2 protein-coding genes and 1 pseudogene are annotated in these 4,662 nt (G+C 59.7%); all 3 read left to right on the top strand.

What is annotated here, in order from left to right; translation table 11 throughout:
• Positions 1 to 132: pseudogene (locus AC5ZGW_RS45395) on the top strand (IS701 family transposase); the annotation flags it as partial.
• A gap of 492 nt (positions 133 to 624) precedes the next feature.
• The gene (locus AC5ZGW_RS45390; protein ID WP_155255602.1) at positions 625 to 774 is read left to right on the top strand and encodes a hypothetical protein; all 150 of its coding nucleotides are present in this window, start codon (positions 625 to 627) and stop codon (positions 772 to 774) included.
• A gap of 353 nt (positions 775 to 1,127) precedes the next feature.
• Positions 1,128 to 4,349, top strand: a complete 3,222-nt coding sequence (locus AC5ZGW_RS45385; protein ID WP_245475197.1) for a Ulp1 family isopeptidase — start codon at positions 1,128 to 1,130, stop codon at positions 4,347 to 4,349.
• The last annotated feature ends 313 nt before the right edge of the window (positions 4,350 to 4,662 follow it).

The following is a 4,662-nucleotide window of genomic DNA, read 5'->3' as shown; positions in this document are numbered from 1 at the left end:
CGGCACCGCCGCCGCGATCGCGCGGAGCCTTCCCAAAAAGGCCTGGCGCCGCCTGTCGTCCGGCGGAGGGACCAAAGTCCGCGCTGGCACGACTGGGCCTATCTCGAGCTGGCCGATCTCGAAGCCAGTGAATAAGCCCGCTGCATAAGCCGTCGCCAGCACGACGCGATTGCGCATCCCTGTAACCGCGTCCAGGAAGCGCTCGATCTCTTCGGCACCAAGGACGAGCGGGAGCTTGTCGGGCTTCTGGCCACCGATGATCCGCTCGAATGCTTCCGTCTGCCCGAGTGTGACGCCGTAGAAGAACCGCAGCGCGCAGGCCACCTGATTGATGTGGGACCACGAACGCTTTTGGCCGATGAGATGCAGTTGATAGGCCGGACCTGCTCGAAACTCAGCCGGTCCGGTCGGCTAAACTTTGCGATCGCATAGATATAGGATTGCTGAGTCGACGGCGACAGATTGCGGACCGTCATGTCCTCGATCATGCGTTGGCGAAGAGGGCTCATCGTAGCCATCTGGGTCTCCTGTCTTGAGAGGGGTGGTGCGAAGACCAACATCCTCTCAGACAGGACACCTCAGTTCAGCAGGCTCCTCCCCACTCCCGCGTAGCGGGTTCGTTCAATGAGTGATCACGATGGCCTGGAATTGGTGATCACCATCGTCTGGAACACGCAGCGGCCCAACGAGGCCCAGCTTCCGGCAAAAATCAACGCGGTCGCCCGTTGGCTCGTTGTGGATCCGTCTGAGGCTCGTCAGCTTCTCAACAGCTAACGTTCCTAGCATGAGACGTGGACGGCGGGCCAACGCAAAGCCTTCAAAGGGGCTCTTGGCTTGCTCGGAATGCAAATCGCAAGCGTTACATAACTGACGGACGGCGTGTGGAAGAAGCACTCAGGGTAAGCTGACCCGACGCGTGATGTCGGTCGGGCCTTGCGTCCGACAAGGCGGCGACCAGTAAGGCTGAAGGCGCTCGGACCGGGTCGTGCGACGATTGCCGTTCGGTGGCTTTGTTCTGGTTGTCGACTTTGACCTTTGCCTCTCTCAGGTTGGATGCTCTGCGGCCCGTGCATCCGAGCTTAGCTTTGGGTTGGCCATGAAGATTTATCTCATCTAGGGAGATTAGTGTGGAAACGAACGATATTGGATGGCTTAATACGGACGGTTGGATGCAGGAGTACGCGGCCCTGCAAAAGCAGCAGCGGGCGAGACAACAGTCGGACAACATGTCTGAACATCCGGCGGGCTTTGAGCAGCAGCTGGCCGAGCTACAACTCAGGTCCTCTGATGAGAGCTCCGGTGACCCTAGTTCGTCTGATGCTAGTTCGGCTGATAATCACGCTGCACAGGCGCATGGAAGAACCCAGCGCGCTAATGTCGGGGGTTCGGTGCCATCGCGGTCCAACCTGCGGGATAACTGGTTCAGCAGCACGCACTACAGCGTAGACCTCCCTCGCGCTCACCTCGGCGGCTCGGCTGCGGAGGCATCGCGGTCTGACTTGCGTGACAGGCTGTTCAGCAGCACTCGCTACACCGCGCTGTCGGAAGCGCAGCCTGCGGCCCGGACGAAGAACAGCAAAAGCCGGGGACTGTGGTCGCGTGTTAAGTCAGCGGTCGGCAAAGTCTTTGGGGGGAGTCGTCGCGAGAAGTCGTCTGGGGGCGCGGCGTCGTACGTGGTGGTCCATTCAGAGCTTCGCATGGATTTCGCCAAGCGGCGCCGCGCGATTGAGCCCTTTGAGTCAGACACGGTGCTTATTTCCAGGATTATGAGGGCGTCCGTCGGCAGCAGCACGTTCAACACCGCTCAGAGGCATGCATCTCATTTACGCAACTTCAGTGCCTGGCTTAACGAGCACCAGAGAGGTTCAATTGCCGACCGGCTGAACCAGCATGGGTTGGAGGACGATGCGCGGGACTATGCGCAGGACGTGGACCCCGCTGGAAGCAAAAACATCAAAGATCAAATCATTGAGGCGTTGGAAAATCTCCGGCACGCCGATCTCCCGCCAGCTGAGATCACAGATGACGAGAGGCTTATTTCCGAGTTCAAAGAGGCGGGCAAATCCGCCGGCGGCGGCCGCACTACTGTTAGTCGGTGGGCGGGAAATCTGTATAAATTCCACACCTGGCTTCGAGCCAAGACCTTGACGCTGTCCAGCTTGCTTGACCGTCCTGATGAGTTGACACGACTTGCGACACGCTATGTGGAGGAGGGTGGCAAAAAAGATGTCCATCCGGCGTTGACAGCGCTTCAGGAGTTCCACATCGCGAAAGCCGAGGGACGCCCCGCAAATTTCAATCTTCACCCACAACAGCGCTTGGCTGGCCCTCCTACCGAAGACACGGCGCTCATGGAGAGGTTCAAGGCAGCAGCCATGCAGGCCGGGGCTCACGAACCCACGATTGAGCGCAATCTGGTACATTTAAAAAAATTCGCCAACTGGCTCCGTGAAAACAACAAGGAGCCATTGGCTCCCCGCTTTCGAGATGAGGCGCTGGCGGACGATATCGATGAGTATAAAGCGCAAGGTAACGACCCTAAAAACCGTCTTCATTCGTCGCTGACGAATCTCCGGAGGCTTGGGTCGGGGGAAGAAAACATCCAACAGATCGGGCCCGGCCCGCGTCTCATGGGACCCCGCCTCCTAAGCCCCCATCCCGAAGACGCCGGCGTCATCGAGAATATGTTCGTTCAAGCCCTGCGTAACCTTGGAGACTCGACTTCCGAGCAGAGGCAGCCTTTTCACGAAACGGCTAGCCGCCTTCGGGGTTTCAGTGACTGGCTCCGAAGGGAGGATAGGAGCAGCATAGTTGGCCGACTCAGGGGGACTGGGCAGCAGCACGCGTTGGACGAAGATGTTAAGAATTTCAGGAGGACCAAAGCTTCGGCAAAGGTGCATGAAAAAGATTTGACGATGCTTCGGAACTACCTACAACTCGTCGAGGCAAACAAAGCGTTGGGTGTATCCCTTCCTCAGCAAACGGTAGGCCCGTTTGGGCAGGCCGACTTGCAGGAACCGGCTGGCTCGAACTCAACCTGGTCCTGGATGCGAGATTTGCCGACGCCGCCGTCCGAAAGTGAGTGGCCGCCGATGGTAGGCCCGTTTGGGCAGGCCGGCTTGCAGGAGCCGGCTGGGTCGAGCTCAAGCTGGTCCGTGCAACCGCCGTCCTACTTCGACTTTCCAACGCCGAGGGGCGAGCCGGCTTGGTCCTCAGACGTCTATCGCGATCTCGATTCTTTCACTGGTCTGCCGTCCACACCGCAGGAGCTGCGTGACGATGCTCAGTCAGTACCGGTGGGTGGCGCCGCCGCCAAACCGCCATTCTTCAGCGGACCATCAGACGCGCCAGCTCGGTCGTCAGACATCTACCGCGGTCTCGCCCCTTTCGTTGATCTGCCGTCCACGCCGCAGGAGATGCGTGACGATGCTCAGTCAGCGCCGGTGATCAGCCCTGCGGGTAGACCCGCGTTCTACGTCGGGCCATCAGGCGTGCTTGAGGAGCTCGAGGATATAGGACATCTCGTCGGCAAGAATTGGCAGCATGGCTCCCGGCCGGTCTCGGATTCACTGCTCGATGTCCTGGATAACAATGGGGTCCTGCCGACCCAGTTCAGCGGCCCAAGGCAGGTCTCCATCAACGGTGAGACCTACTCGATCACATTGGGGCCGCGAGGAGACCGCGATGCGCAATTCGTCCATCATCCCCGCCCCTCCCTCGCCCCGGCTGCCCAGATCGGCACTTCGGTTACCGGTGCCTCTTCCGGCGACCGCAGCGGACGCGTGCTGGGCCCCATCCAGTGGCTGGGTGACGAGCATATCCAGCGGGACTATGAGCTCCTGACGCAGCAGTTGCAGGAAAGCAATCCGGATCTCGCCGCCCGGACGCGGTTCGTGGATCCCCTGATAGCCCAAATGTTGCGGTCAGACTCCAACGAGGTCGCGCAACAGGCATTGGGGTGGCTTAGCCATCATACAGCCGACTTCCTGTTCCTGCCGGTAAACAATGCCGGCGCGGCGATAGAGGAGCGCGGCAGTCACTGGTCGCTGCTGCTGGTTGATCAACGTGATCGCGAAAATCCGGTTGCCTATCATTACGACTCTTATCTGCCGGGACCCAATACCGGGTTCGCAGTGATGCTAGCACGACGGCTCCGCGCCACCCCGCAACAGGCCCCCATAAGACAGCAGAGCAACGGCTATGATTGCGGCGTCTTTGTCCTGGACGGCACCCGGGAGCTGGTCAGGCGATTGGCGGCAACACGGCAGCCGGACCTGAACCTCAACAACCTCGTCATCGATCGGCGGGCCTTACAGGACCGACTAGGGGCCGATGTCGGCTTCAACTGAACAGGGCGCGCGCAGCTGGTTGAAATGCGACTCGCCGATTGAAGGTCCGCAATCGGCGTGTTCGCAGAGCATCATGGTGTCTCACATGAGGAACTGAAGCCGGCGCTACGGCTGTTTTGGGAGCCGTCGAAGGAGCCCGACAGGCGATTTCGGAGCTAACGTCCCCGATATCCTTACAGCCGGCATCAAGCTGTCCGGTTGTCAAGCGACGTCCGGATTTAACACGCTCTCATCCTGATTGATGTGGTGGAACGGCCCGCTCCGACAGCATCATCGTGCTAAAACGTGGTCGTTATTCGAACGCCACAAGGAG

This window comes from Bradyrhizobium sp. Crot121 (assembly GCF_059512385.1).
Note: the sequence above shows the minus strand (reverse complement) of the source record. Positions and strands in the feature narration are given on the sequence as shown.